The sequence below is a fragment of the Anaeromassilibacillus sp. Marseille-P3371 genome (genome assembly GCF_900169665.1).
In the GTDB taxonomy this organism is placed as follows: domain Bacteria; phylum Bacillota; class Clostridia; order Oscillospirales; family Acutalibacteraceae; genus Anaeromassilibacillus.
In genome coordinates this window covers 839,258-863,880 of sequence record NZ_LT835157.1, presented here as the reverse complement: position 1 = coordinate 863,880, position 24,623 = coordinate 839,258, and the positions used below count along the sequence as shown (strand labels likewise).

19 protein-coding genes and 1 other annotated feature are annotated in these 24,623 nt (G+C 48.9%); of the genes, 2 read left to right on the top strand and 17 right to left on the bottom strand.

The features are described from left to right. Positions 1 to 25 precede the first annotated feature (25 nt). Positions 26 to 255, bottom strand: a binding site (T-box leader). A 37-nt stretch (positions 256 to 292) separates the two neighbouring features. After that, a complete protein-coding gene (locus B9Y59_RS02695) occupies positions 293 to 1,054 on the bottom strand; it encodes a histidine phosphatase family protein (protein ID WP_242967206.1) in 762 nt (253 codons plus the stop codon). A gap of 333 nt (positions 1,055 to 1,387) precedes the next feature. On the opposite strand from B9Y59_RS02695, the gene B9Y59_RS02685 reads away from it, so the two are divergent. Next, complete coding sequence (locus tag B9Y59_RS02685) at positions 1,388 to 2,119, top strand: helix-turn-helix domain-containing protein (RefSeq protein WP_054323554.1); 732 nt, start codon at positions 1,388 to 1,390, stop codon at positions 2,117 to 2,119. A gap of 302 nt (positions 2,120 to 2,421) precedes the next feature. Here B9Y59_RS02685 and B9Y59_RS02680 read toward each other — a convergent pair whose 3' ends face one another. The 9 genes from B9Y59_RS02680 to B9Y59_RS02640 form a co-directional block, all read right to left on the bottom strand. After that, on the bottom strand, positions 2,422 to 2,859 hold the full coding sequence (locus B9Y59_RS02680) for a hypothetical protein (RefSeq protein WP_085531630.1): 438 nt from the start codon (positions 2,857 to 2,859) through the stop codon (positions 2,422 to 2,424). Then, the gene (locus tag B9Y59_RS02675) at positions 2,860 to 4,161 is read right to left on the bottom strand and encodes a glycoside hydrolase family 3 protein (RefSeq protein WP_242967198.1); all 1,302 of its coding nucleotides are present in this window, start codon (positions 4,159 to 4,161) and stop codon (positions 2,860 to 2,862) included. A 103-nt stretch (positions 4,162 to 4,264) separates the two neighbouring features. Beyond that, positions 4,265 to 5,689, bottom strand: a complete 1,425-nt coding sequence (gene glgA, locus B9Y59_RS02670) for a glycogen synthase GlgA (protein ID WP_054323551.1) — start codon at positions 5,687 to 5,689, stop codon at positions 4,265 to 4,267. 49 nt (positions 5,690 to 5,738) lie between these two features. Further along, entirely contained in the window at positions 5,739 to 6,854 is a 1,116-nt protein-coding gene (gene glgD, locus B9Y59_RS02665; protein ID WP_054323590.1) for a glucose-1-phosphate adenylyltransferase subunit GlgD, read from the bottom strand. Further along, a complete protein-coding gene (locus B9Y59_RS02660; RefSeq protein WP_054323550.1) occupies positions 6,854 to 8,077 on the bottom strand; it encodes a glucose-1-phosphate adenylyltransferase in 1,224 nt (407 codons plus the stop codon). The genes glgD and B9Y59_RS02660 overlap by 1 nt, the downstream gene beginning before the upstream one ends. Positions 8,078 to 8,149: 72 nt before the next feature. After that, positions 8,150 to 10,204 (bottom strand): 1,4-alpha-glucan branching protein GlgB, encoded by a 2,055-nt coding sequence (glgB, locus tag B9Y59_RS02655; protein WP_085531628.1) that lies wholly within the window; start codon positions 10,202 to 10,204, stop codon positions 8,150 to 8,152. Positions 10,205 to 10,826: 622 nt separating this feature from the next. Beyond that, positions 10,827 to 11,846: a type I glyceraldehyde-3-phosphate dehydrogenase gene (gene gap / locus B9Y59_RS02650; RefSeq protein WP_054323548.1), complete on the bottom strand. Its 1,020-nt coding sequence runs from the start codon at positions 11,844 to 11,846 to the stop codon at positions 10,827 to 10,829. 126 nt (positions 11,847 to 11,972) lie between these two features. Then, positions 11,973 to 12,842 carry a hypothetical protein gene (locus B9Y59_RS02645; protein ID WP_085531626.1) on the bottom strand — a complete coding sequence of 290 codons (870 nt, stop codon included), beginning with the start codon at positions 12,840 to 12,842 and terminating at the stop codon, positions 11,973 to 11,975. 160 nt (positions 12,843 to 13,002) lie between these two features. Continuing rightward, the gene (locus B9Y59_RS02640; RefSeq protein WP_054323545.1) at positions 13,003 to 14,370 is read right to left on the bottom strand and encodes a citrate/2-methylcitrate synthase; all 1,368 of its coding nucleotides are present in this window, start codon (positions 14,368 to 14,370) and stop codon (positions 13,003 to 13,005) included. 292 nt (positions 14,371 to 14,662) lie between these two features. Here B9Y59_RS02640 and spoIID point away from each other — a divergent pair, with 292 nt between their 5' ends. Beyond that, complete coding sequence (gene spoIID / locus B9Y59_RS02635; protein ID WP_054323544.1) at positions 14,663 to 15,643, top strand: stage II sporulation protein D; 981 nt, start codon at positions 14,663 to 14,665, stop codon at positions 15,641 to 15,643. A gap of 195 nt (positions 15,644 to 15,838) precedes the next feature. Here the strand turns inward: spoIID and B9Y59_RS02630 are convergent, their stop codons facing one another. The 7 genes from B9Y59_RS02630 to B9Y59_RS02600 all read right to left on the bottom strand — a co-directional run bounded on the left by B9Y59_RS02630 (position 15,839) and on the right by B9Y59_RS02600 (position 24,580). Continuing rightward, positions 15,839 to 16,324, bottom strand: a complete 486-nt coding sequence (locus B9Y59_RS02630) for a hypothetical protein (protein ID WP_085531624.1) — start codon at positions 16,322 to 16,324, stop codon at positions 15,839 to 15,841. A gap of 106 nt (positions 16,325 to 16,430) precedes the next feature. Beyond that, positions 16,431 to 19,049 carry a cation-translocating P-type ATPase gene (locus B9Y59_RS02625; RefSeq protein WP_085534460.1) on the bottom strand — a complete coding sequence of 873 codons (2,619 nt, stop codon included), beginning with the start codon at positions 19,047 to 19,049 and terminating at the stop codon, positions 16,431 to 16,433. Between the two features lie 293 nt (positions 19,050 to 19,342). Beyond that, complete coding sequence (locus B9Y59_RS02620) at positions 19,343 to 20,812, bottom strand: polysaccharide deacetylase family protein (protein ID WP_158088925.1); 1,470 nt, start codon at positions 20,810 to 20,812, stop codon at positions 19,343 to 19,345. 418 nt (positions 20,813 to 21,230) lie between these two features. Next, entirely contained in the window at positions 21,231 to 21,941 is a 711-nt protein-coding gene (locus B9Y59_RS02615; protein WP_198945585.1) for an ABC transporter ATP-binding protein, read from the bottom strand. 2 nt (positions 21,942 to 21,943) lie between these two features. After that, the gene (locus B9Y59_RS02610) at positions 21,944 to 22,705 is read right to left on the bottom strand and encodes an ABC transporter ATP-binding protein (RefSeq protein ID WP_054323541.1); all 762 of its coding nucleotides are present in this window, start codon (positions 22,703 to 22,705) and stop codon (positions 21,944 to 21,946) included. Between the two features lie 3 nt (positions 22,706 to 22,708). Next, entirely contained in the window at positions 22,709 to 23,686 is a 978-nt protein-coding gene (locus B9Y59_RS02605; protein WP_054323540.1) for a branched-chain amino acid ABC transporter permease, read from the bottom strand. Between the two features lie 12 nt (positions 23,687 to 23,698). Continuing rightward, positions 23,699 to 24,580 (bottom strand): branched-chain amino acid ABC transporter permease, encoded by an 882-nt coding sequence (locus B9Y59_RS02600; RefSeq protein WP_085531621.1) that lies wholly within the window; start codon positions 24,578 to 24,580, stop codon positions 23,699 to 23,701. Between the last annotated feature and the right edge of the window lie 43 nt (positions 24,581 to 24,623).

The window sequence follows — 24,623 nt, the reverse complement described above, 5'->3', positions numbered from 1 at the left end:
AAAATCCCCGAACCTTCCTCAGAAAGTTCGGGGCGAATTTATAAATCCGCGGTACCACCCAAATTCAGCGCTTACGCGCCCTTCAGCCTCCAACAAGGCCTTTGCTTATAACGCAGCCATACGTCCGGTTCTACGCAAACCAATCAAACCGGCAGCTCAGGGATGAGCTATACACCAACGCCTTCCCACCAACTCACACCAACCGCTGGCTCTCTGAAGAAAAAACGCAAGTCTTATTCCCGTCATCGCCTTTTCTTTATGATATTTATATTAACGGTTCTTTGCAAAAATGTCAACCCTCCGTCGGGGCATTTTTTCCGTCCAATTCTGGGGTATTCTTTCGAAATGCACGATTTGCAGCTTCTCGCGCAAGATCGACGATGAATTTTTCGTCGCCACCCTCTGCGTTGCGTCCCGCTGGAATAGTGTCGTACACCTCGGCCACCATGGAACGCATCCACAATCCCGGCGTGATCCGCATGGAGTAACCACAGCCATTTTCAGTCATCCAGTCGTAAAAGCTGGCGCGCGGCAAACCATACGCCGAAAGAATCGACATCAGCGTGCCGCCGTGCGCCACCACCACTGCTGACGTTGTACCGGAACGCATCAGTTCCTCTACCAACTTTTCAAAGGCAGCACAGGTACGTTGGACCAACACGCCGGTGCTCTCCCCATGGGGCGGCGCTACGGAGCGGCTGCTTTCCATCCATTGCAAGAAACGCGGGTCCTCTTCTGCCAGCTGCTTGGCAGTCTTTCCCTCCCAGTCGCCAAAATCACATTCACGGAACCCATCGATCAAGACAGGTTCTGCCTCCGGGTAAAGAATTCGCAAAGTCTCCACACACCGGCTCATAGGGCTGCAATAAAAAACCTGTGCGGAAGGATATGCATATGTTTCCTTGAGCGCTTGCAGGGCTTTACGGCCTTCGTCGGCAAGAGGGGAATCGGTCCTCCCGATGTACTGCCCCAGTAAATTCCCCTCGGCAATCCCGTGCCGGATCAGATGTATGGTATAGGATTTCATAAGATAACGGTGAAACAGATATTTCACCAGCCACCACCTTTCGTAAATATCCTTCACTGAGCACTTGTTCTTGTGGCAAATCCTGAAAAAAGCACTGTATCTAGTGGTTTACAAAATGTTGTATTTAGTATATACTTTACTATACGTTATTCTGCAAAATATACGCTTTTTCGACGTATCCCGTCCATTTCTTCCTGTGCCATTTGGTCGAAATGTGTGAAATGGATGCGGTCCAGCGCGTTGGAGCAAGGCGACTTGGAGCTTTGCTTTCTGCGCGGCCTTCTGAAACGATCTTGACGGTGCGTTCGCTTTGGAACGCATTCCGAAATACTATCCAGCATAGGGGTGGAGGACAGCAACATGAACAGTCATTTTCCAAGGATTATCACGCTGCTGCGCAAGGAGCGCGGTTTAAGCCAAAAAAGCGCCGCAGAACAATTGGGTGTCTCTCAGGCACTGCTATCCCACTATGAAAAAGGCATTCGGGAATGCGGCCTTGAATTTGTTGTAAAGGTTGCAGATTTTTACAATGTCTCCACCGATTATCTTCTTGGCCGTTCTCCACACCGCAGTGGTGCGATGATCACCGTAGAAGATCTTCCGGAGCCGGATGCCGCCGGCAAGGAAAACGTGTTTAAAGGCAGCCTGCTCCCCACATTGAATAAAAAGCTGATTGCCAATTCCTTAAATGTGATCTACGGCATTCTCCAAAAATGTAATAACAAGCATCTGACAACGGAAATTTCGTCTTTTCTAAGTGTTGCGGTCTACAAAGCCTTCCGTCTGTTGTATTCGGCAAATGGCAAAAATCCGCAGGGTTTGTTCTCGGTTCCGCAGCGGTTGAGCAACGGCCGCTCCAATGCGGCACAGGAGGTTGCCATTTCCAATGCCGAGGCGCTTGCCTGTGGGGAAGATATAGAAGACATGGAAGGACTCAAAAAGGATCAGGCCCCGCCTCTCTCTCCGGAACAACTTTCAGAGGAATATCCTCTTTTCGCGTCCTCCCTGTTCAACCTGATTCAAAATGCGGAGGGACGCATGGGCGGTGGAAAGAAGCCCATGGAAAAGCCCCATCCTACCGCCCGAAAATAATCGCTGAAAACAGTTCCATTATAACAGGAACCTTATAAAAATGCAAACAATCGTTTGATTGCCGTTCCACAAAGAGTGGAACGGCTTTTTTATGTATTTTACCTCTCCCCTTTTCTATCACGCAGATACATGCAAAGCGCCTCTGCCACTTTGCCGCCCATCCAAAAAGTCATTTCACCAGCGCCCTTCTACAAAACGGTTGAAACGCTTGCTAGAATGCATTGATCCACATGGTTGCCAAAGCGGCCTGCATGAGAGAATAATGGGCCTGACGTCCACCTCTTTGGACTTTCTCTTTTTGTTTAGCGAACGTGATTCATCCGGCGGCAAGCCAACAGACGGCGCGACTCCTTCCGGCCCCTCGGAGTAAGCTCTGCATAGCCCTTTCGCAACACTGGCAAATTGAATAGACATCCCTCTATTGCGCGCGATGCCTCCAGCGCCGTGTGGCAAAGCAATTCATAGATTTTACTTTTGTAGTAGATTTGATGATCCCCGGCTACCCAGACAGGCGAATCAAAATCAATCGAAATGAGCCCTTGTTCCTCCAAATTGCGAAGGACATCTCCGCGTGCTTTCACAAGGTCCATTTCATCCTCTGGAGCAATCATATATATATTGTCCAACGCCGTCATCACCAACTCTTTTTCCGCATCGTTATGTAGCTCAAAACGCGCCACGGGGAAACGTCCTTCCCGCATTGTCAGGAGAATTTTTTCGTACATTCCATTCGGATTCATTTATCCTACCACCCTTTCCCATTGATATTGTGTACAATATTTCATCGCTAAAATCCGAAGCACTGCCTCATTCAGACGTTCCTCGGTGACAGTCCCATTTTGGACCGCTTTCAGCAGGGCATTATAGTCTTCCTGTACGTTGGAGGAAAGCAGCAGATCGTTGCCCGCATTGAGCGCCGCTGCGCAGGGGTTTTCTCCACCTGTGTAGTCAGGAATCGCCTCCATTGCCAGGTCATCGGTCAATATCAGCCCCGTAAATCCAAGATCCTCCCGAAGAATTCGATGCACTTCCGGTGAGAGGGAAGCCGGCCGGTCCGGGTCCATACAGGCCACAATATTATGCGATACCAAGATCATGGGCACGCCCTCTGCAATTCCTGCCTCAAACGGTAAAAAATCGGAATCTGTAAACGTCTCAAGGGGACGATGATCCTGCGCCATGCCGGTGTGGGTATCCACATTATTCCCATAGCCGGGAAAGTGCTTTAACGCACAGGCCATTCGCTGCTGGTTGTAAGTTTTCACAGAGGTCTTTACATACTCCGCTGTGCCCGGCGCATCCTGTCCAAAGGTCCTCGCATACATGAAATCCCCCGGATCGATGGAGACGTCTGCTACAGGTGCCAAATTCACATTCACCCCTAAGGACTGAAGCAGTTGGGTCTTTTGAACCGTATCCTCTACAATCACCTGCATTCCCCCTTGTTCAAATACCTGTTGCGGCGATTCAAACCTATTTGGTGCTAGGTTGGGATTCCGGCTGACTCGTACAACGGTTCCCCCTTCCTCATCCACCGCCAAAAACAGGGGAATTTTGCTGGCGTTCTGATACGACTCCAGCTCCATACGAACCTGATCCGCCGTCTTTCCGTCGAAATCCTTTGCGAAGAGCATAAATCCGCCTGGCTGATATGTCTGTACTGTGGAAAGCGCCCCCTCCGAAGGACAGCGGAACAGGAATACCTGCGCCACTTTCTCCTCAAGGGTCATTTTCTCCAATTCTACCTGTGCCTGCGGATACCCCTGCGAAAAAAGTCCCTGGGCCATTTCCGGAGCGCTGGGAAGCATTGCTTGTCCCGAAGAAGAATCTGAAAACGCCTCAAAAGGTGTCTCTGAAGAGGGATTTCCTTCTGGACGGCTTTCCACGACCGCACTTTCCTCACTCGATACATCCGTCTCCGATTTTGCCGGGGCGGTGGAGGCCGAAGACGGTCCGGTTTCCCCCGCTGGAACAGCTGTGCACGCAACCCCTAACAGCAACAAAACCGTCGCCAGAAAAACTGCAATATTTTTTATTCTCATCCTTCGTTCCCCCTCAAGCTCCCAAAAACAGAACAACCTGCCAAATCCTGGCAGGTTGTTCCTTATGCCAGAGTGCATTTTCAAACACACTCTATCACAAATCCTATTCTTTGACAAGTTCACGATACAAACGAATGTATTCATTCGCCGACTTGCCCCAACTATTGTCACAACGCATGGCGCGTTCAACCAAGATCTTCCAGCCATCACGGTTGTAATAACCGTCGATCGAACGATGCAGCGCATGCAGCATATCGCCGCTGTTATATGTACGGAACGTAAAGCCATTTCCATAGCCGTCGCCGCTATCCTGGATGGAATCCTTCAGACCGCCGGTCTCACGCACCACCGGGATTGTGCCATAGCGCAGAGAAATCATCTGTGCCAAGCCACAGGGTTCGCTCTTACTGGGCATCAGGAAAATATCTGCGCCCGCATAGATCTTGCGGGACAGCTCCGGGACAAAACCGAAGCACGCACATAGGCGGCCCGGATACTTATTTTGCATATCACGGAAGAAATTCTCATATTCAAAATCACCAGAGCCAAGAATCACAAACTGTGCGTTTGTCTCCCACATCAACTGGTCCAGCGCTTCCTTGACAAGATCAAGGCCCTTATGGGCCACCATGCGGGTAACCATGCCAATCAGCGGAACATCCGGGTCCTGTGACAAGCACAGGCGCTCCTGCAACGCGCGTTTATTCTCCGCTTTGTTGGCAAAATCGTCCGCTGTATAATTGGCATAGATGTCCTTATCCGTCGCCGGATCATAACTGACTGTATCAATCCCGTTCAGGATACCACTGAGCTTCCAAGAACGTTCCCGCAAGATACCGTCCAACTCATGGGAATACCACGGATCGAGAATCTCCTGGGCATAGGTCGGGCTGACCGTCGTTACGCGGTGGGCCGTTTCAATTGCCCCCTTCATCAGATTGACGCAATCATCATACTCCAACAGATGGTTTTCTGACTTCGGAATGCCCAGTACATCTTCTACCAGCTCCTTGCCATACTTCCCCTGATACTGGATATTATGGATCGTGATAATGGTCTTGATTCCACGGTACCACTCGTTGTTGGCATAGAAGATGCTATAATAGATCGGCACTAGAGCGGTTTGCCAATCGTTGCAGTGAATGATATCCGGTTTAAAATCGATGTAAGGCAGCATTTCCAATGCGGCACGGGACAGGAACGCAAAACGTTCTGCGTCGTCATAATGGCCATACAATCCCTTGCGCTTGAAATAATACTGGTTGTCAATTAAGTAATAGATCACACCGCCGGAACGCGCTTCGAATACGCCACAGTACTGACGGCGCCAAGCAACCGGCACCGACAAACTGGTGACAAAACGCATACCATCCCGTAACTCCTGCGGAACCTCTTCGTAGAGCGGCATCACTACCCGGCACCCGATCAGCCGTTCGCGGAGCGCTTGTGGCAGAGAACCCGCCACATCCGCTAGGCCGCCTGTCGCGGCAAACGGCCGCGCCTCGCTGGTACAATATAATACTTTCATGGTTTTCGATCTCCTCCTTCGCTTTTCATGTTGCATCTAAGCAGTCCTATCAAACCACGCTACCCTTGCTGATAAAGACCGGATAAGACTGGAACCCCATGAGGGAACGATCATTTTTAATTACAACATCTTTATCGATCACGACATAGTTGAGCTTGCAATTCGGCCCAATCTCACTGTCCTGCATAATAACGCAGTTTTCCAGCTTGCTGCCCTTGTCGACTTTCACGCCGCGGAACAGCACGCAATTCTCGACCGATCCTTCGATGACGCACCCATCCGCCACAAGGGAATTGCTGACATTCGCCCCTAAGCCGTAGCGTGCAGGCATGTTGTCGCGCACCTTGGTGAAAATCGGACGATTTGAATCAAATAGCTGGCTGCGTACCTTTGGCAGCATCAGGGCCATATTGGCCTCGAAGTAGGAGTTCATTGAGCAAATATTTTGCGCGAATCCCGTAAACTCATAGGTATAAATGCGATATTTCTCAATATTTCTTTGCAGGAAATCTCTCTTAAAATTATAGAGATTGCGGCTCACACACTCGGTGACCATCTGGATCAGCAGATCACGGCGCATCAAGAGCATACTCATGCCGAAGTTGCACTCACCACTCTGCCGTGGATTGATTACCATGTCCCGCACACGGCCATCTGGGTCAATGGTATAAACCGATGGATTGCTGATCATCTTTGGCAACTTTCCATAGCGGTAAACCACGGTGATGTCCGCTTGATTTTTCATATGAGTAACCATCACGTCGCGATAGTCAATGTTACAGATCACATCGCAATCGCTCAGAACTACATATTCTTCCTGGGAATTCGTGAGGAACCGCATGATGGATTCCAGCGATTCAATCCGGCTGTTGTTGACCAGGGATTCGTGGCCAAACGGCGGAAGCATAAACAGGCCGGAGCTCTTGCGAGACAGGTCCCACGCTTTCCCTGAGCCGAGATGATCCATCAATGATTGGTAGTTGCCCTTTGTAACCACACCGACCTTATTGATTCCGGAATTCACCAAATTGGATAGCGGGAAATCGATCAGACGATAACGGCCGCCAAAGGGCACCGAACCCATGGTGCGTTTTTCCGTCAATTCCCGAATTTTTTCTTCGTGGACATTTGCAAACAAAATTCCCAGTATGTTATTTCCGCGCATCATTTTGACCCCTCCTCTGCAAGTGTTTCCGCATCAATCATCGCCTTGGGGGGTACGGTTGTGCCCGGAGCAAGGACGCAGCCGCTTCCAACGACCGCAACACCCCATTCGTCCTTATTCTCAATGTCCTCCGGCCGTGCGCCTACAACGCTGCCTTTGCCAATCACCGCATTTTCCGCAACAATCGCATATTGGACAATGGCGTTTTCCTCAATACGCGCACCTGGCATAATGATTGAATCCTTTACCTGTGCGCCTGGCGCAATGTAAACGCCTGCAAACAAAACTGCAAAGTCGATCTCACCATACACATTACATCCCTCTGCTACCAAGGAATTTTGTACCTTGGCGTCCTTTGCTACGTAATGCGGCGGCATGACTGGGTTGCGTGAATAGATCTTCCAACTTTCTTCGCTCAAGTCCAGATCCACATTCGGATTGAGCAGGTCCATATTGGATTCCCACAAACTCTCGATGGTTCCGACATCCTTCCAATATCCCTGGAACGGATAGGCAAACATGCGCTCCCCAGCGTTCAACATGGCCGGAAGAACATCTTTTCCAAAGTCATTTGAAGACTTTGGATTGGCCTCATCCTCCTCTAGGTACTTGCGCAATTTACTCCACGTAAATACATAGATTCCCATCGAGGCCTTATTGCTCTTTGGTACCTTTGGCTTCTCATCAAATTGATAAATCGATCCATCTTCATTGGTATTCAAGATACCGAAACGAGATGCCTCCTCCATTGGGACTTCAATCACTGCAATGGTACATGCAGCGTCATTTTCTTTGTGAAACGCCACCATTTTGGAATAGTCCATCTTATAGATATGGTCTCCGGACAAAACGACCACATAATCGGGATTATACCGTTCGATAAAATTGATATTCTGATAGATTGCGTTTGCCGTGCCTTTATACCAATCGGACTTGCGGCTGCGCTGATACGGGGGCAGGACACGTACGCCAGCATTCATACTGTCCAGGTCCCAAGGCTGACCGCTGCCAATGTACTCATTCAGCAGAAGAGGCTGATACTGTGTAAGTACACCTACACTTTCAATACCGGAATTGACACAGTTTGAAAGTGGAAAATCGATGATTCGGTATTTACCGCCGTATGGCACCGCCGGTTTTGCCAGGTTCTTTGTGAGCACGCCCAACCGGCTGCCCTGGCCGCCTGCAAGGAGCATAGCGACTACTTCTTGTTTTGGCATCATAATGATTCCTCCTTGGCTTCATATTTCAGTGTAAAGGGATTTCGGTTTATGAACGTCCACCAAAAAGGTGGATTACGCTTTTGGTTCGGCCTTCTTCTTGCGAGGGCGTGTTGTTTTCGCGCCTGTCTCGGAAGAGGTCTTGGCGGTAGCCGCCTTTTTAGCCCTTCCTGCCGATGCCGCCTTTGGTTTTGTTTTAGCCGGGGCCTTCTTTGTACGGCGGACCTTCTTCTGCTTGCAGCGAAGGAAAACAACGGACAGAGGCGCCAGATTCAGACTGATACTCTGTTCCATCCCATGCATCGGCTCGTCATCCAACGTTTTGATCTCCGTCCCGTTCGAGAGGCCGCTGCCGCCATAAATCACCGCATCCGATGAGAAGATTTCCTCATAAACGCCCAAATAAGGCACCCCTATGCAGTAATTTTCCCGCAGAACCGGCAGGAAGTTGCACACCACGATCAGTTCCTCACCCTGCTTGTCAAAACGCCGGAAGGCGATGACGCTTTGGGTGTAATCGTCGTTGGAGATCCAGGAGAAACCCTCCCAAGAAAAATCAACCTCCCACAAAGGCGCATGCTCCAAATAGAAATGGTTTAAATCTTTGGAGAAACGCTCCATTTGTGCATGCCGTTCATCGCTGAGCAAACACCAGTCGAGCTCCTTTTCATAATTCCATTCGATCTCTTGGGCAAACTCTGTCCCCATAAAATTCAATTTTTTCCCAGGATGCGCCATCATGTATGAAAGGAAGGTGCGAACGCTCGCAAATTTCTGGTCACGGTCGCCGGGCATTTTATTAAACAGAGAACACTTTCCATGCACCACTTCATCGTGGGAAATGGGAAGTACGAAGTTCTCGGAAAATGCATAAAAGAACGAAAATGTAATATTGTCATGGTTAAATTTACGATAAATTGGGTCGAGGGAGATATAATGGAGCATGTCGTTCATCCAACCCATATTCCATTTATAGTTGAATCCCAACCCGCCGCAGAACGTGGGCTTGCTCACCATAGGCCAGGAGGTGGATTCCTCCGCGATCATCATAACCTCGGGGAACAGCTCAAAGATGGATTCGTTCAACTTTTGTAGAAAAGCGACCGCTTCCAGGTTTTCTTTGCCGCCGTTCTTATTGGGTACCCATTCTCCCTCTTTTCGGCTGTAGTCGAGGTAAAGCATGGAAGCCACGGCATCCACACGAATACCATCAATGTGGTATTTTTCCAGCCAAAACACCGCGCTGGAAATCAGGAAACTGACCACCTCATTGCGGCCATAGTCGAACACCAACGTGCCCCAGTCCTTATGCTCGCCCTTGCGCCAATCGGCGTACTCGTAGCAGGGCGTCCCATCAAAACGCGCTAATCCCGCCTCATCCTTTGGAAAATGCGCGGGGACCCAGTCCATAATGACGCCAATTCCCGCCTGGTGGAACTTTTCCACAAAGTTCATGAAATCCTTTGGCTCTCCATAGCGGGATGTCGGTGCAAAATACCCCATCACCTGATAACCCCAAGACCCGTCAAATGGATACTCTGTGATGGGCATGAGTTCCACATGGGTGTAGCCCATATCCTTTATATAAGGAATTAGCTCATCTGCAAGTTTATCATAGGAAAACACATTGCCATCCGCATACCGGCGCCAAGAGCCCAAATGCACCTCATAGATGTTGACCGGTTGGTTGTAATGCGGCTTTTCTTTTTTGTATTGATACCACGCCTGGTCGTTCCACTGATACCCCTCAATGTCATAATAACGGGAAGCGTGTCCAATTCCAGCCTCAAAGTGAAAGGCATATGGGTCGCTTTTCATGACTTTTTTTCCATCTTTACCTGTGATGCTGAATTTATAAATTTCATACATAGGGAGGACAAACGACAGATAACATTCCCAAACGCCGTCGCTGATTTTCTTCATTGGGTTTTTCTGATCGTCCCAATCGTTGAACGGACCGACGAGCGACACCGCCTGTGCATTGGGCGCCCACACCCGACAAGCCATTCCCTCTTTTCCGTTTACGGTAACCTTATGCAGCCCCATGTATTCGTAGGCCTTTACATTTGTTCCCTCATGGAATAAATATAGCGGAAAATTACTTTCTTCCGTTTTTTTCACATCTGGCATTTGAACCGCTCCCCCCTGGTAACATTTTCTTTAGGATTATCATATCACAAACTGACAAAATAGCAAGTGTTTTTAGTCGTTTGATTAGATATTCTACGGATATATATAAAATTTTTTGGTCACTTTGTTATAAAACGCCCAAGTTTTTCTCTGTAACGCTCTAATTTCCAAAAATCAGTATACCATACGGTGCTTGTCAGATTTTGCTTCTTCTCCCCACTCATGCTTGCATTACAATGCTCTAACAAATATAAAACAGAAAACTTTGAAAAAGAAGAGCGGTGAGATAAGAAACTTTTTAGGGACAGCCTGCGGCCGCCCTCTTCATTTTCTTAAAACAACGCTCTAATTCGCACCTTTTTATAATTTATCCGATCAGCAACGTTTCGATAGGAGAATCCCAAACACAAACTTTTATCCTGTACGATTTCCAAGGCGTAACAAAATGTATCCCTTTTCACCGCATGAACCGCCAAAATTGTTCTGCCAACCGTTTACTTTCGCACCATTGCTCTTGATAGAACTATATATCAGCCTTAAATAAAATACAAAATCCCCGCTCCTTTGTAAAACAAAGGAGCGGGGATTTAACGCTTGTTTTCGGTTTTAACCGCAGACCAAATTATTCGTGGTCAACCTTGTACATATGCTTGATGAGGTCGAGCACCTTGTTGCTGTAACCCCACTCGTTATCATACCAGGATACCAGCTTGACGAAATGGTCGTTCAGCATGATGCCAGCCTTCTCGTCAAAGATGGAAGTATGCGGATCGCCCAGGAAGTCGGAAGAAACAACCGCTTCATCGGTATAGCCGAGGATACCCTTCAGCTCACCCTCGGAAGCTTCCTTGATTGCCTTGCAGATCTCTTCGTAAGTGGTCTTGGTAGCCAGGCTTACAGTGAGGTCAACAACGGAAACATCCAGGGTCGGAACACGCATGGACATACCGGTCAACTTGCCCTTAACGGACGGAATAACCAGTGCGCAAGCCTTTGCAGCACCCGTAGAAGACGGAATGATGTTGCCAGCAGCAGCACGGCCACCGCGCCAGTCCTTCATGGACGGGCCGTCAACGGTCTTCTGGGTAGCGGTGGTGGAGTGAACCGTCGTCATGAGGCCCTCTACAATGCCGAACTTGTCGTTGATAACCTTGGTCAGAGGAGCCAAGCAGTTCGTTGTGCAGGAAGCGTTGGAAACAACCTTCATGTCCTTGGTGTAGGTGTCGAGGTTCACGCCGCAGACAAAAGTCGGGGTTTCCTTATCCTTTGCAGGAGCGGAGATAACAACCTTCTTAGCGCCAGCCTGAATATGAGCGGAAGCCTTCTCGGTGGTGCAGAACACGCCGGTGGACTCCACGACGTACTCAGCCTCAACAGTGCCCCACGGAATCTGAGACGGATCCTTCTCAGCAAAAACGCTGATCTCCTTGCCATTGACAACGAGCTTGCCGTTCTCAGCCTTTACGGTGCCATCGAAATGACCATGCATGGTGTCGTATTTCACCATGTAAACCATATAGTCGAGGTCGATGAACGGATCGTTGATGCCAACGATCTCAAAGGTCTCCGGCTGCGCAACAGCGGCACGGAAAACCAAGCGGCCAATGCGGCCAAAGCCATTAATGCCAACTTTAATAGACATAGAACTTGTACCTCCTGAATTTTATAGTGGTCTATCCTGCTATTATTTTATAGCATTCGAAACGATAATACAAGAGTTTGTCATAAATTTAACTTACATTTTTTAAATATTTTTCTGGAAAACACTTCAATTCTGTCCCTTTACCGTGCGAACCATCCCTTGAACGTTATTTGGCAATTGGCGAGCCGCAAATAAAAAGGATAAAATATAACACGCCATGCTTAAATTGACCAAATGCAACCCCGCAGGGAATAGTCCCGGAACCGTTCTCCCCATTGCCGCCATCAATAAAGTTGGAACAGAGGTCAACAACGCCATCAGTGCGGCGGGCAGTCCGGTGGCAACCATCATACGTCCGCTCTTCACGCTGTCAACGCCGGCAAACAATTTTGCCTGCGCAAACAGAAACAACAGAAGAAGGACAACCGAGAACATATCGTAAACATTTTCAGAAACATTGACCACCGCGGTATACGAAATGAATAGTAGAACCAGACAGATGCAACCCCAAACAGCGGGTAAAAGCGCAATCAATGGATGCATCCCCATGGGATTGCTCCCTGTTGCAAAGCCATAGGCGGCAAGAAAAATCGCCAAAGCTGCCAAAATACCCACGATTGCCATCGCCAGACCGATCACCCCAGCCGGGGTCGTGCTCTCGCCGTTTGCCGGAACCTGTGATAAGAGCGCGCTATACGTAAAAATATTGCCAATGGATTCAAACAGAAGCAGAGCGCCTGTCAATCCTGCTAAAACGGCTGTGGGAATACTCCGCAAAGGCGCATAGCCAACAGGCATCCGCTTACTCCCCATACAAATTACCATAATAGCGGCAAGTGCAACCAAAAGTACAATCACAAGCAGAGTTGTTGACATCGCGCCACCATTCAAAAAGCCAGTGTCCTCCTCCATCAATACCAATAGCTGATAAAGGCGCACTGGAAGCGCCACAACCAAAGCGACAAGGAAAACAATCCAGGCATGTTTCATAGACATATGAGATTCCCCTTTTTACATAGAATCAACCGACGCTGTATTCTATTTTACACAATAAAAACACCCTTAATTTTCCAATTTATAAAATAGAATAAAATGTTGCAAAAGGCAAAAAAGCCGCCAAACAGAGGATTCTACTGTTTGGCAGCTAAAATAGGCCTCAATCGCGCTGGTCGATTGGGATATATGTTTTTTCGTGTGTCAAAGAGCGATATGCGGGACGCATGATCCGCCCACAGGTCTCCATCTCTTCGATCCGATGGGCACACCAACCTGCAATACGGGAGACTGCAAACATCGGCGTATATAAGTCGCTCGGGATTCCCAACATTTCGTATACCAATCCTGAATAGAAATCCACATTCGCCGAGATGACTTTTTGATCGTTCTTTACCTTTGCGAATACATCCGGGGAGAGCTTTTCAACACGCTCAAACAGCTCGAACTTGCGAAGCAGTCCATGCTCTTCCGCCATCTTCCGCGCATTTTCCTTGAGAATAACTGCACGTGGATCGGAAAGTGTATACACCGCATGGCCCATTCCATAGATCAAACCAGAGCGGTCCCCTGCCTCTTTTCGGACAATCTTTTCCAGGTAACTCTCCACCTCGTCGTCGCTCTCCCAGTTTTCCACATGCTCCATCAAATCATCCATCATCGTCATAACGCGGTGGTTTGCTCCGCCGTGTCGCGGTCCCTTCAAAGAGCCAATCGCCGCGGAAATAGCGGAATAAATATCCGTCCCCGTCGAGGAAAGCACACGTGTGGTAAAGGTGGAGTTGTTGCCGCCGCCGTGTTCTGCATGTAGAATCATGCACAAATCCAGAAGCTTGGCTTCTTCGTCCGTGAACACACGATCCGGGCGGATTGCATTGAGAATCGCCTCTGCCGTGGAATGGTTCGGGTCAAGCGGATGGAAAAACATGCTCTGCCGGTCAAAATGGCGGCGCTTTACCTGATAGGCATATGTCATAATGGTGGGAAGGCGGGCGATCAGCTGAATCGCCTGCCGCATATTGTTTTCTAAAGAGGGATCATCCGGATTCTCATCGTAGGAATACAGCGCCAAGACCGAACGTCCCAACTTATTCATAATATTGCGGGAGGGCGCCTTGATAATCATGTCCTCTGCAAAATATTCCGGCAACTCCCGGCAGCTGTTAATCAGTTTGCTGAATCCTTCAAGTTGCGAGCGGGTCGGTTGTTTGCCAAACAGCAAAAGCCACACGACCTCTTCGAATCCAAAGCGATTCTCCTTGCGGCACCCCTCCACAATGTCCTCTACGTTCATTCCACGGTAGGTCAGGATTCCCTTATCCGGAATCCGCTCCGCGTCGTCGATCAAATAACCATGCACATTACAAATCAACGTCAAACCAGCCATAACACCGGTTCCATCCGGATTTCGCAATCCACGTTTTACCTGATATAAATCAAACTTTTCCGGTGGAATTTGATTGTTCGCTCGAAATTCCTGACAGAGCGCTCGAAATTCCATTTTCTTTTCATCCTGCTGTATCTCTTTCATTATGCGATTCACTCCGTTCTCTTATTTCATCGGGCAAAATCGACTTATTTCGCCCGTTCCCCTTTACGCAACGATTTTATTTTATAAGATTGCTATGCCAAAGTCAATCATTGGAATAGAGACATTGTAGAAAACTCTGCATGAAAAATTAGCAATTATTTCATTTTATAGGCGAAATAGCAAAGATTTTCCCGAAATGCACCATCCTCATGCATAATTGAAACGCTTGCCATGTAAAAATGGGATAGCCGTATAAATGCGGACAAGGGGCTTTGTTTGCGGAGGTGTAAAGATGAAAGGTACTACGATTTTATGCTTGCTGTTATTTCTCGCCATGCTATGCATTCCCTTCCTGGCCGTTGGAGCGAATCTGCCCGACTCACTGTTGGATTCTCCAAGGGTAACCGATTCCGGCCCATCAGCAGATTTTGAGAAGGCCTCATTCCGCATTCGGGATGAATCCACCAATCAGATTTTAACGGTCGGGGACAGGGACTTTCTCTATGGTGCAATTGTCACGGAGATGTCCCCAAATGCAGAACCGGAGGCATTAAAGGCGCAGGCAGTGGCCGCCTATACCTACTACAGCCGGCAGCGGGCACAGGCACATGAAAAAGGCGCAGACAGCGATTTTTCCGCAGATCCACAGAATTGGAAAGTTTATGTCAGCAAAGAACAGATGCAGGAACGATGGGGCGACTCCTATCAGGCCTATTACGAGAAACTCACGGAGGTCATCAACAGCATAGCGGGTCAAACGCTACAAAGCAATGGAGAACTGATCGACGCGACCTATTTTGCTATTTCTTCCGGCAAGACAGAGAGCTCAGAGGACGTCTGGGGAGGAAAATTGGACTACCTCGTCCCGGTGGCCAGCCCTGGAGATCTGTTTGCCAGCGGTTATCAGACCACGGCATCGTTTAGCGCCGAAGAATTCCAGAATGCCGTCCGGGAAAAGGCGCCCAACGCAGACTTTTCCAGCGACCCTTCCTCCTGGGTTGGTACATACGACCGGACGAATTCCGGTACGGTAAAATATGTAACCATCGGTGGGCAGGAGGTGGACGGCGACGACATACGAAGCGCCTTTGGACTGCGTTCTTCCGACTTCACCATTGCCTATGCGGATGGGATCTTCACCTTTACAGTCCTGGGATATGGCCACGGCGTAGGGATGAGCCAAACGGGCGCCCAATTCATGGCACAGCAAGGTTCGGACTATCAGGAAATTTTAGCCTGGTATTACCCCAATACCACACTGGCGCCCTTGTAAATAAAAAGAGCCAGCAAAAAGGGCAAGGGTCTGGTTATTGAAAAACTCCATAAAAGAAACATCGGACGCCCTGCATCCGGCTAAACATGCCGCAATTCAGGGCGTCCTTCTGTGTAAAACGGACCGGGTGGCCTTCCACCCCATCGCAAAAGCAATCTTCAATATGCTCTAAGAGCCGCTGCCTATACGCCGCGCTCAAACGATTGAGACGGCCAACATCACGCCGGTCACGGCGAGACCAAACAACGACGCCCATATACCCGCCGTATAATACCAAATGAATGGTTTTCCTTCTATCCGACAGCGGCTTTTTGCCCCCAGCCAGGACAGAACAACGGTAATACCCCAGGCGCCAATCCCCAGAACACATAAAAACAATCCATATTCTGGAAATTGCCGTCCCAAAGAGGATAATAGCATCACAAATACAAAACAAGCACTCTCCAGGACGTCCAAAAATACCGGCTCTCTCCAGCCGAGAAAAGTCCGCCCTTCTTCCCGCGCTTCCTCCCGGCAGGAATAAAAGGAGAGCCAAGCGCGAAAGCAACAAACTACTAACCCGGTAAAAATACAGGCAACCTCATAGACTGGCGCGCAAAAAAACACGATCAGTAACAACAAGATTATCACGTACAAGGCTGATTGAATGACACCCGCATGACGGCGTAGAAATGCGCCCATATGCTCCACCCCTCTCGCTTGTAAGATCCTTTAAAATTACTATAGTTCAAGCGAGAGGAATTGGCAAGTCGTCGTCACGTGAAATTTTTTGACATTTTGCGGGAGTTCAATTCCGGTTCATTCTATCGCGGATTCCTTTAAAAAGTTGGATGCATACGGTCGGCAGTATGGCGAGCAATACAATCATTCCCACATTGGTCAATGTCAGTGGAGCCACTTGGAACAATGTCTCCAGGAATGGCAATAGAAGCACAGCGGCCAATAAGACAACCCCCGCGGCGAACGCCAAAAGAGAATATGGGTTGCTGCCCAATCCCAACCGGAAAATCGATTTTTGTCCCCGGCAATTGAAACCGTGGAACAAACGGGCAAGGGTCAAGGTCGCAAAGGCCATCGTGGTCGCCAGAGCCGCATTCCGCGTGGAACCGTAGCCAAGGTAAAAGGCCGTCATCGTTGCAATACCGATCAAAAGACCCTGTCCAAATATTTTTCCCAGAAGCGAGCGGTTTAAAATAGGTTCCTTTGGGTCACGGGGGCTGCGGTCCAGAAGATCCTTGCGGGCGGGTTCCATCCCAATGGCAATGGCTGGTAAACTATCGGTCAGTAGATTGATGAACAGCAGGTGTACTGGTGCAAACGGCATCGGCAATCCCACAATGGATGCAAATAGAACGGACAAAATAGCTGCCATATTCCCAGAAAGCAAAAATTGTATCGCATTTTTGATGTTTTCATACACATTGCGTCCATTCAACACCGCTTTGACAATGGTTGCAAAATTGTCGTCCTCCAAAATCATGGAAGCCGCGTCTTTGCTGACTTCGGTTCCTGTAATCCCCATCGCAACGCCAATGTCCGCCTTCTTTAAAGCTGGCGCATCATTTACGCCATCCCCCGTCATGGATACAATCCGCCCCTTGCGCTGCCAGGCGTCTACAATGCGGATTTTATTTTCAGGTGAAACGCGCGCATAGACCGCAATCTTCGGAAGTTTTTGGTCTAACTCCTCCTCTTTCATTGCGTCCAGCTCCACGCCTTCCAGCGCCATGTCGCCATCAGAAAAAATTCCGATCTTACGGGCAATGGCTGTTGCGGTGACTTTATGGTCGCCGGTGATCATGACGGTTCGAATTCCGGCCCGCTTTGCGTCTGCAACCGCCTGTACCGACTCCACACGGGGTGGATCGATCATCGAGATGAGCCCCACAAACGTCATATCTGTTTCATCGTCCAGGGAGATCGGACGTACCGCCTCCAATGGACGATAGCCAAAAGCCAGCACACGCAGGCCCTGCTCGGAGAGTTCCTGATTCACACGAAGAATCTCCTGTTTGCCGCCCTGATCCAACGGCAGGACCCCATTGCTTGTAAAAATCTTTGTAGCACGGCTCAACAATACGTCGATGGCTCCTTTGGTCAACAAGGTCGGTGTCCCGTCGATGTCATGAAGCGTACTCATCAATTTCCGGTCTGAATCAAAAGCGATCTCTCCCAGGCGCGGATGTTGTTCTCGATAGGAGACTTCTTCTATACCAAAGAGTTCCCCCAACTGAACCAGCGCCACCTCCGTTGGATCTCCGATGTCCGCACCATCTACAGAGGTTGCATCGCTCGCTAAAAGGGCAATCTTTAACAGGAAACGCTGTGGATCGTTTGGCAATTGTAGGTCTTTCCCATCCAGAAGTTGTCCATCGGCATAGATTTTTTGAACACACATTTTGTTTTGGGTCAGCGTACCAGTCTTATCCGAACAAATTACAGACACCGAGCCGAGGCTTTCCACTGCTTTCAGGTCCTTAATAATCGCATTTTCCTTAGCCATCTTTTGGGTTCCCATCGCCAAGACAATGGTTACGATCGAACTGAGTGCCTCTGGAATAGCTGCTACTGCCAGTGCCACCGCAAACATCAACGAATCAAGGATGGGCATCTCCCGATAGAGGGACAGGCCAAACACCACCACACAAATCGCCAGGATAATAACCGCCAGCTTTTTGCTGAAATCGTCCAGGCTTTGCTGCAAGGGTGTTTTCCGCTGTTGCGTCTGATTCATCAGAGAGGCAATTTTCCCGATCTCTGTGTGCATACCCGTTCCCGTTACCACCACGGTTGCACGTCCATAGGTCACCAATGAGCCGGAAAAGACCATATTCTTTTGGTCTCCCAAAGCTACCTTTTCCCCTGGAATGATGTCTGCTGATTTTTCCACTCCTTCGGACTCACCGGTCAGGGAACTTTCATTCACTTTCAAAGAAAAATTCTCCAACACACGCCCATCTGCAACCACCAGGTCCCCTGCTTCTAAAAATACAATGTCTCCCGGTACAATCTCCTTAGAGGGAACCTCCACCTTCGCGCCGTCGCGCAAAACTTTTGCCGCTGGCGAAGACATTGCTTTGAGACTTTCTAAGGATTTTTCTGCCTTAAAATACTGTACTGTGCCAAGAATCGCATTCAAAATCAAGACTGCAAAAATTACGATCGTGCTCTCTCCCTGCCCGGAAAGCATGGAGATCACCGCTGCCAAAATCAAAATGACCACCAGCAGATCTTTAAATTGTTCCAGAAAAACTTGAACAATTCCTTTCTTTTTTCCCTCCACCAAAGCATTGGGACCGAATCTTTCCAACCGATCGGCAGCCTGTGCGTGCGACAGTCCTCCTAGCGAACTCTCTTGTTGTTTTAGGACCTCATCCACAGAGCGGTTAAAAAACGTGTTTGCCATGATATTTTTCTCCTTCCATACAGTTCTTCCTGTTGCCGGCCGTATATAACAAAAAAAGACTTCCGGCCAGCCGCCCGCACAGATGTACAGGACAGCCATCCAAAAGTCTTGTTAACCGAAAAACGGCACACACCGCCAGATTTTTTTCAAATCGGGTATGTTGACGGCATGTCTATGAAACTACTCCCTCTTGATGGATGAACAACAGATTTGGGTTTTCTTGTAGGTTTAGTATACCGTCAATCCGTATTGCTGTCAACCGCCCTGCAAAAAGTTTACAATTTCTTCCGATTTTACGCAGCTGCTCGCGCATAAACATGACCTGCCGCTGGGATAATTTCTCTCTCCGCCAGCAATTCCGAAACGGTAACAAATTGATAACCCTGTTTAGCCAATGCCGGCAGAATGATTTCGCACGCATCCGCTGTGGTAGCATACAGGTCATGCATCAGAATGATATCCCCGTCTTGCACATGGTCCAAAACCTCTTTTACAATGGCATCTCGGCTGCGATTTTTCCAATCCTGGGTATCAATGGACCAGAGGACAAATGGTTTTTGGATGGATGCTTTGACCGTATCGTTGACAGAGCCGTAGGGAGGCCGCAACAGAACGGGAGAGGTCGGAATCAAGTGCGCTATGCGTTCATCTGTTTCCTGCACCTGATAAGCGATTTCCTCCGGGCGAAGCTTTGATAGGGATGGATGGTTGTAGGAATGATTTCCGATCTCGTGCCCCTCCGTATATTCCCTTTGCAATACGTCAGCATAGCTATCCACCCGATTTCCCAATACAAAAAAGGTTGCTCGGGCCTGATACTGTTTTAATAAGTCGAGAATGCGAGGCGTTACGATTGGATGCGGCCCATCATCAAACGTCAGCGCAATCATCGGGCGGTCTTTGTCGATGGCCATTGGAGCCGGCGCCGTAAGCTCCACTGCTGGGGCGGCATCAACCGAGAGCAGAGGCCCATCTGTACGGATTCGCAAAACACCAGTCAACCGATCATAAGGAATTTCCGCTACCGGCACTCCGGTTCGATCGGAAAACAGCGTGCCTTCCTCAAAGTAGATTTGAACGGCATCGGTCGTCAAAGCAAAATTGCTAAAATTAGCGGCGTCCGGTGTTGTCCCCGCTAAAAATGAATCTTTGTCCGTCCCGTCGGAGTAGGAGGTGGATGCTTCAAAATATGAGCGTACTTCTTCGGAGAGGCGTTCCAAATAATTGCCCTGAAAAATATCTTCCATTTCCAATAAATCGCCTTCTACCAGGTCGAAAACCAACGCGGTTGAGCGAGCCCGTGGTCCGTCCCATGTAGCAAAACGCTGTTGAACTGTGAGTACCACAGAAGCAGTCCGATCTCCGACCAGATAGGACTGATAATCTACCAGCAAATCGGACTGTACATCGTTTGATGCAGCTTGTCTCTCCTGTCCCAGTTGCTCACGATGTTCTTTTTGTATTTCTTCCACTATGGACAAAAGTTGTAAGTCGATCGTTTGAATACCAAACACCGGATAGTGGATGCTCACTGCGTGGTCCGGGTCGTTGTTCAATATGGATTCGGTCTCGCCGATCTGTTGCTTTTCCGATGGGGTTGGAAAATATACATTTTGGGCCAGCGCCTGCCGTTCCTGGGCAGAGAGTTCTTTTTGATCCCCCATATGCATGAGAAAAAAGATAGCGGCAGCAGCCAGCACGGTCAAGATTGCGCCGATAAATACAGCGGCCCTTGCACTTCGGAATTCTTCGATTCTTCGCATCGTATCACCCTCCCATCTGGATAGTATCCCAAAAATTGGGCGCTCCATGCGGGTAAATGAATGCCCTAAGAAAAAAACTACTTTTATCTTCTGATAATGGCGTATTGTCTTGGTAAAGAGGCCGCAGTAGGAAGGTAAAGGAAAGAGGTATCGCATACAATCCCCTATTTTCTACGACCAGAAAGTATTCTTCGCCAGACTCTTTTTTGCATTCATTTCGTTATGATTTGACAAATCCTATAATTCTCAAAGATTCGTTACAGCAAAGCGATACGCTTGTACAGCAACAGCAGGTAGCTTGTTTCCAACGTTCCGCTTTTCCTGTTCTAAAAAAACGGACCATTAAAAACAGGAACGCTATCAAATAAAAAATAACCCTGTGGATCGTACCACAGGGTTATTTTTATCAAGGAAATTCTCAGCCACCCAAATATGCCTTACGCACCTTTTCGTCGCGGCTGAGTGTATCTGCATCCCCGGACATGGAGATGTTGCCGGTTTCCAGTACATAGGCTCGGTTCGCAATTGCCAGCGCTTTTTTTGCATTTTGTTCCACCAACAATACCGTTACACCCGAGCGGTTGACATCCTGAATGATTTCAAAAATCTCATTTACCAGAAGGGGGGATAGTCCCATCGAAGGTTCGTCCAGCAGCAACATCTTCGGCTTTGCCATCAAAGCGCGGCCGATTGCCAACATCTGCTGCTCTCCTCCGGATAACGTACCCGCAAGCTGCTTACGGCGCTCCTTTAAACGCGGCAGGCGCTGGAATACCGATTCATAGTCCGCATCAATCCCACTTTTGTCGTTGCGAATATATGCCCCCATCTCCAGATTCTCTTGAACCGTCATCTTCGCAAAAATCCGGCGGCCCTCCGGTACCTGTGCCAGTCCAAGGCGAATAATTTTATGTGGGTCTGTGGTGCGCAGGTTATGATCGCAGAAGGTGATCTCTCCCGACTTCGCTTTTACCAAGCCGCAGATGGCGTGTAGCGTTGTTGTCTTTCCGGCGCCATTTGCACCGATCAATGTGACAATCTCCCCCTCGTTCACTTCAAACGAAATGCCCTTGATCGCGTGAATCGAACCATAGTAAACCTGCAAATCCTTCACAGAAAGCATAGCCATGTTTATTCCCCTCCCAGATAGGCCGTAATGACGCGCGGGTTATTCCGGATTTCCTCTGCATTTCCCTCTGCAATCACCTTGCCATAATCCAGCACATAGATGCGCTCGCAGATGCCCATCACGAAGTTCATGTCATGTTCGATCAACAATATTGCGATCTCAAAGCGGTCGCGAATCAGGCGGATGGTCTCCATGAGCTCCTTGGTCTCTGTTGGATTCATCCCCGCAGCGGGTTCGTCGAGTAGCAAAATCTTCGGGTTGGTTGCCAACGCACGGGCAATCTCCAATTTTCGCTGCTGTCCATAGGGCAGATTTTTTGCCAAATCCTCTGCTTTTTCGTCCAAGTGGAATACCTGCAACAGCTCATGTGCCCTCTGATCGATCTGCTGCTCTTCCCGGCGGTATCCCGGCGTGCGGAAGATTCCCGATAAGACAGAGTATTTCATCTGGAAATTCATCGCAATCTTGACATTATCGATGACCGAAATGTCCTTAAACAACCGAATGTTTTGGAATGTACGAGAAATACCGCCTTGGGTGATCTGGTACGTTTTCTTACCAACAATATTTTGATTTTCCAGCGTAATGGTTCCCTCTGTGGGCACATAAACATCTGTCAACAGATTGAACACCGTTGTTTTTCCCGCGCCATTGGGACCGATCAGGCCGATAATCTCCTTTTCCCCAATGGTAAACTGAACATCCTGAAGCGCACGAAGGCCACCAAAGGCGATTCCCAGATTCTTTACTTCCAATACGGCCATCGCTTACGCCTCCTTCTTTGATTCCGCCTTTTTCCCGCGGAACTTATTCAAAATTTTGGTTAAAGAAAATTCGTGCTGTCCCAGCAGGCCAGATGGCTTGAACAACATGACGCAGATCAAAATAATGGAATAGATCAACATTCGATACTCAGAGAACCCACGCAGGAGTTCCGGCAGCAAAGTCAGAACAATTGCAGCCACCACGGAACCGGTGATTGACCCCATGCCGCCCAAAACAACCATAATCAGAATTTCCACCGAATAGTTAAAGTCAAACTTACTGGGGTCCAAAACGCCGATATGATGCGCATAAAGTCCACCGGCAATTCCAGCAAAAAACGCCGCCAAAACAAAGGCGAGCAACTTATAGTAGGTGGTGTGAATCCCCGCGGCTTCCGCTGCAATCTCATCCTCGCGGATAGCGATCACAGCGCGTCCATGGCGCGAATGAATAAATGCGAAAATAACCGCCACGGTCAAAATTGCAACGATGAACACATAAGTAAAGGTCGTCAAAAGAGGAATCCCGGACAAGCCCGCCGCGCCGCCTGTAAATGGCGTGGCTAGGATCAATACACGAATGATCTCACCAAAACCCAGAGTCAAAATAGCCAGGTAGTCCCCCTTTAAGCGCAACGCAGGCACACCAATGATGACCCCAAACGCCGCTGCCACAATGCCGCCGATCAACAGCGCCAATGGAAAGCTTGCCATCGTCGGCAGTCCAGAATACATGGTGAACAGAGCGGCTGCATACGCCCCCACACTCATAAAGCCTGCATGTCCCAAAACCAGCTGGCCCAAAAAACCGGTCGCAAGGTTCAAGCTGACGGCCAAAATGACATTGATACACACCATCGTCAAAATACCAGAGTAATACGGATTGATGATGTTGGCTTGAATCAACACAGACAGTATCACGTAAAGCGCCAGCACCAAGATCAAGATGATGACATTGGAAAGCCATTTTTTCTGTTTCATGATGCCGCCTCCTTACACTTTTTCTCGGACATTTTTTCCGAGAAGGCCCGCCGGCTTAATCAGCAGGACCAAAATCAAAATACCGAATACGACGGCATCTGTAATCTGTGAGCCGCCCGCAGCCGTTGTCAAGCTCTCTGCAACACCGAGGATATAGCCGCCAAGCATCGCGCCCGGAATGCTGCCAATTCCCCCCAGAACAGCGGCAACAAACGCCTTCAAGCCTAACATGCCGCCCATATACGGTGTAATCTGATGAAATGTATTGCAGTAAAGCACAGCACCTACTGCTGCCAACGCAGACCCCACCCCAAACGTAATTGCAATGGTGGAATTCGTGTTAATTCCCATCAATTTTGCCGCGCCTGCATCTTCGCTGGTCGCGCGCATCGCCTTGCCCATCTTGGTCTTATTCACCAAAAGTTGCAGGGCAATCATCATCACTACAGAAGTACCGATATTCAGTAGGGTATTCGAGCTGATTTGTAAGGTTCCCAGTTCCAACATCGTGTTTGGGAACATTGCTGGCATAGACTTCGCACTGGAAGAAAACAGCAATTGCGAAAGATTCTGCAAGAAGATGCTGACGCCAATCGCCGTAATCAACAGAGAAATTCGCGGGGCCCCCATCTTCAACAACCGGCTATATGCCAATTTTTCAATCAGCACGCCAGCCAGCCCGCAGAATAAAATGGAAATTAAAACCGCGGCCCAAAGCGGTACCCCTGCCATCACCAGGCCGACATATGTAACATATGCGCCCACCATGATGATGTCGCCGTGTGCAAAGTTGATAAGCTGGACAATGCCATATACCATACTGTATCCTAGTGCGACTAGGGCATAAATGCTGCCGATACCCAAACCATTGAGCACCTGTGCCAAAATATCCATGGCTGCCCCTCCCTCAATTTATTTCTGGTTTATTTGGAATAAC